The organism is Salinicoccus jeotgali, from assembly GCF_039538805.1.
GTDB classification, from domain to species: domain Bacteria; phylum Bacillota; class Bacilli; order Staphylococcales; family Salinicoccaceae; genus Salinicoccus; species Salinicoccus jeotgali.
Map to the genome: position 1 here is coordinate 1 of NZ_BAABCK010000006.1, position 4,938 is coordinate 4,938.

Sequence of the window (4,938 nt, forward strand, 5' to 3'; positions counted from 1 at the left end):
GTGTACTTTTAAGAACGAATAAATTATTTATCACAATAAAGTTCACTTACGATATCGTAATTTCTTTCAGTTTTATTTCAGAAAATTCTTTCTATGTCGCGAAAAACTTATACAAATTTATTATTATTCAAACATCTGCTTGAATAAAGAAAACAAGATGATATACTATATTCAAACAAATATTTGAATGACGGGGTGTATGTATGAATAAGAAAGAAACATGTGAAGTTTTTTGTTATGACGAAGAAAAGGTTAACCGGATGCAAGAGAATTTACAAACTGTCGATATTGCCGGTATATCACAGATGCTTAAGGCTATTGCCGATGTGAATAGGGCAAAAATCACCTATTCCTTATGCAAGGAAGAGGAATTATGCGTCTGTGACATCGCAAATATACTCGGTGTGACTGTAGCAAGTGCATCTCATCATTTACGCACGCTCTACAAAGAAGGCATCGTTAGATTCAGGAAAGAAGGGAAACTCGCGTTCTATTCTCTGGAAGATCAGCATATTAAAGAAATCATGACGATTGCATTAATACATAGGAAAGAAGTGATAACCAATGTCTGAAGGGATTGCAGAGCTGACTGAAGAAGAAAAAAAAGTTTACCGTGTTCAGGGGTTTTCCTGTGCGAACTGTGCAGGGAAATTTGAGCGCAATGTGAAGAAACTACCTGAAGTTCAAGATGCGAAGGTGAATTTTGGCGCATCAAAAATTTCTGTATATGGTTCTGCAACGGTTGAGGAACTGGAAGAAGCAGGAGCATTTGAAAATCTCAAAGTGGTGCCTGAAAAGTCTAGTCGTCAAGCGCAACCAGAAGTTAATAAAGAAAAAAATGTTTACCGTGTTCAGGGGTTTTCCTGTGCAAATTGTGCTGGCACATTTGAGAACAATGTGAAGAAACTACCTGAAGTTCAAGATGCGAAGGTGAATTTTGGCGCATCAAAAATTTCTGTATATGGTTCTGCAACGGTTGAGGAACTGGAAGAAGCAGGAGCATTTGAAAATCTCAAAGTGGTGCCTGAGAAATCCCGGGAAGAAAGTGGACAAGACAAAAAAGAAAAGGAAGTAACCATTCCATTTTATAAAAAGCACAGCACTCTGCTCTATTCGCTACTGTTTATCGCTTTTGGCTTCATTTCAATGTTGGTGAATGGTGATGACAATATTCTTACACCACTGCTATTCATCACTTCCATGATTGTCGGAGGGGCTTCAATGCTGAAAACGGGTCTCCAGAATTTAGTCCGGTTTGAATTTGATATGCGAACCCTGATGACAGTCGCAGTGATTGGCGGTGTCATCATCGGAGAATGGGCCGAGGTCGCCATTGTTGTCATCTTGTTTGCCATCAGTGAAGCGTTGGAGCGTTTCTCGATGGATCGAGCAAGGCAATCCATCAGTTCATTGATGGATATTGCTCCTAAAGAGGCACTTGTCAGACGCAACGGACAGGAAATGACAGTGCACGTCAATGATATTGCTGTGGGCGATATCATGATTGTTAAGCCTGGACAGAAAATTGCTATGGACGGCGTAATTGTCAATGGTTACTCTGTAATCAACCAGGCAGCAATCACAGGTGAATCAGTGCCGGTTGAAAAATCGCTCGATGATGAAGTATTTGCAGGGACACTGAACGAAGAAGGCTTACTGGAAGTTAAAATCACTAAATTGGTTGAAGATACGACCATTGCCAAAATCATTCATCTGGTGGAAGAAGCACAAGGTGAGCGTGCTCCTGCCCAGGCATTCGTTGATAAATTTGCAAAATATTATACGCCTGCCATTATGGGTGTCGCAGTGCTGGTTGCGATTGTACCCCCGTTATTTTTCGGTGCGAGTTGGTCCACTTGGGTGTATCAAGGGTTAGCGGTTCTCGTTGTAGGTTGTCCATGTGCATTGGTGATTTCCACGCCGATAGCAATTGTTTCAGCAATCGGAAACGCTGCCAAGAAGGGAGTCCTTATAAAAGGCGGGGTCTACCTCGAAGAAATGGGTGGATTAAAAGCCATTGCATTTGATAAGACCGGCACACTCACAAAAGGCGTCCCGGTTGTAACCGATTATCGTTTAATCGACAATGCAGTTGATGAAAAGGAAATGCTGGCAGTCATCACAGCATTGGAAGATCGTTCCCAGCATCCATTGGCATCCGCTATTATAAAGAAGGCAGACAGTTATAACCTTCCTTATTCTGATATCTTTGTCGAAGACTTTTCTTCCATTACAGGCAAAGGGATACGGGGTAAAATCAATAATGAAATGTATTATGTTGGCAGTCCGGCATTATTTGAAGAGATACCGGCAACTAATTTCAATGATGCAATTAAAAGTGATATCAAAACACTTCAGGAACAAGGTAAGACCGTCATGGTTGCAGGAACGAAAAATACAGTTCAGGCAATCATTGCGGTCGCGGATGAAGTCCGCGAATCAAGTAAAGCAGTGATAGAGAAACTTCATCAGGCAGGCATCGAAAAAACAGTCATGCTTACGGGAGATAATCATAGTACCGCCAGTGCGATTGGTGCACATGTTGGTGTCACAGATATTCAATCAGAATTACTCCCGCAGGATAAACTGGATGTAATTAAGCAACTAAAAACTGATTATCGTCATGTAGGCATGGTCGGCGATGGGGTCAATGACGCCCCGGCGCTGGCAGCTTCCACCGTTGGTATCGCTATGGGTGGCGCCGGTACAGATACCGCCCTTGAAACAGCAGATGTCGCCTTAATGGGCGATGACCTGAAGAAACTGCCTTTTACCATCAAGCTCAGCCGCAAAACATTGAACATCATCAAAGCGAATATCGCTTTTGCCATTGGAATCAAACTGATTGCTCTATTGTTGGTCATCCCAGGATGGCTGACACTATGGATTGCGATTCTCTCGGACATGGGTGCCACTTTAGTGGTGGCCATGAATGGTTTGAGGCTTATGCGTGTGAAGGAAGATGAATTAAGCTTGGGTTCTTCCCAGATAAATAAAAGTACTGATGCTGAAAAATTGGAGTTGGAACTATGATTGTAACGGCATTTACAGCTGCTGCCGTTTATGTAGCGACAGGAATCGACTACCTCGTTATATTGATTCTTCTGTTTTCGCAAATCAAAAAGAGTAATCAAATAAAACATATTTGGATTGGACAATATATAGGGACAGTCATTATTATAGGCGCAAGTCTTCTGGTCGCATTGGGAGTAGCCAATTTTATTCCTCAACAATGGATGATCGGCCTGCTTGGATTGCTGCCACTTTACCTGGGTATCAAAATATGGATCAAAGGGGAAGAGGACGAAGATGAAGATAACATTCTCTCCCTTTTCTCTTCAGGCAGATTTAATCAATTATTTATAACGGTCACTTTCATTGTACTGGCTTCCAGTGCGGATGATTTTTCTATCTATATACCATACTTTACAACTTTAAATATGATGGAAATCGTTATTGCCATCATTGTTTTCATGATTATGGTTGGTGTTCTATGTCTAATCAGCTATCGATTGGCTTCCTTGGATTTTGTTTCAGATAAAATCGAAAAATATGAACGTTGGATCGTTCCAATCGTCTTTATAGGATTAGGAATTTATATCCTATTTGAAAATGGCACATTCAACGCTCTGTTCTCATTCCTATTTTAATAGGAAATTTTATAAGCCGATATCTCTCTTTTAATGTGAGATATCGGCTTAATTTTAGTGCAAAATATCACTTAAATAAGTGCAAAATAAAGTCAAAAGTCACATACAGTCAAATCAATACATACTATGTGTATGTTTAGGGCCTACCCTAAGTACACGGTATGATTATTGTGGTAAACTGTTGAATCTAGTTTAGCAGTTGGTCTCATCTATAATTATATAAGAGAAAATTCAGAATAATCCATAGCATTATTGTAATATGATAAAAGATCTTTTCTTGATTGTGTATGCTCAATTTCTTTTATCCTTGCTAAAAATTCAATCTTCAATTTAGGAGAGTTAATTATCGTTTCGTGTACCATTGGAATTTCTTCTTTGCCGTTTCTTATAATTACAGTTAACAAGCTTGATTTTGTTTTTCCATAAAATTTCTCGTCATCACTACCAATAATATCCCTAATTAATTCACTGAACCTTTTTTCGTTATAATTTTTTAGCAAGTGTAATGTGCCATAAAATGGCTCGTCATTATAAATAATCTCTTTCGACTGTACGATAGATTCGTATTCTTTATCGGTTAAAACACTATTTTCTCGATCAAATTTTACTTTTAAGAAAAATAGTTTATTTAAATCAATATTGGAGGCTATGTCCTTATACCATTCTTTAAATTCTGGAGTTTTTATTAGAAAAGTTTTCAAATCGTAAAGTGTAGCAGCGATTAAGTTGTTAAAAATAGTATCTTCATTGTATTGATTCTTATCGAATAATAGATTTACGATACTATTTAAATAGTCTATTAAAAGTTTTTTATCTTCTTGATGTCTTGACATAAGTCTAAAGACTCTTGATCTAAATAAAGTTTGTGATTGGAAATCCAATTCTGTTACTTCCTTAAAACTTTCAGCAGATAAAACCTTACTATGTTCAAGTACCAATCTTATATTATGAAAGTTCTTCCCATTACCAACTATATATAAATCATGATATCCATTAAATAAGGATGGTGAATCTACAACTTTATTGTTTATGAATGGATACAGCAAACTATTCAGTTGGTATTCATCTTGTAATTCACACATAAAATTTTTGTTACTTTCCTCTTGGGTTGACTGCTTAGGCTGCAAAATTTCCAAAAATGGAATTCGATCATAATTTATAAATTTCGTTTGTCAAAATAAGCTAGACAGTTCCTTTTCACCCATGTAACTCAAAAAGACTTCCAATGGTGTCCGGTAGTTCAATGATTTTCTCGGTATGTGGTTTCTTCTTGAAGCGACAGACGAGA

At 38.1% G+C, this 4,938-nt stretch carries 4 protein-coding genes and 1 pseudogene; 3 read left to right on the plus strand and 2 right to left on the minus strand.

Annotated features, from left to right (window positions below; translation table 11 throughout):
* Positions 1-203 precede the first annotated feature (203 nt).
* From ABD734_RS00940 to ABD734_RS00950, 3 genes are read left to right on the plus strand one after another with little or no spacing between them, the layout of a single operon-like run.
* Positions 204-572, plus strand: a complete 369-nt coding sequence (locus ABD734_RS00940) for an ArsR/SmtB family transcription factor (RefSeq protein WP_046513385.1) — start codon at positions 204-206, stop codon at positions 570-572.
* A complete protein-coding gene (locus tag ABD734_RS00945; protein WP_344700745.1) occupies positions 565-3,033 on the plus strand; it encodes a heavy metal translocating P-type ATPase in 2,469 nt (822 codons plus the stop codon). The genes ABD734_RS00940 and ABD734_RS00945 overlap by 8 nt, the downstream gene beginning before the upstream one ends.
* Positions 3,030-3,650, plus strand: a complete 621-nt coding sequence (locus ABD734_RS00950) for a CadD family cadmium resistance transporter (protein ID WP_344700746.1) — start codon at positions 3,030-3,032, stop codon at positions 3,648-3,650. The genes ABD734_RS00945 and ABD734_RS00950 overlap by 4 nt, the downstream gene beginning before the upstream one ends.
* A gap of 215 nt (positions 3,651-3,865) precedes the next feature.
* Here ABD734_RS00950 and ABD734_RS00955 read toward each other — a convergent pair whose 3' ends face one another.
* Positions 3,866-4,786 (minus strand): hypothetical protein, encoded by a 921-nt coding sequence (locus ABD734_RS00955; RefSeq protein WP_344700747.1) that lies wholly within the window; start codon positions 4,784-4,786, stop codon positions 3,866-3,868.
* 36 nt (positions 4,787-4,822) lie between these two features.
* Positions 4,823-4,938: pseudogene (locus ABD734_RS00960) on the minus strand (IS30 family transposase); the annotation flags it as partial.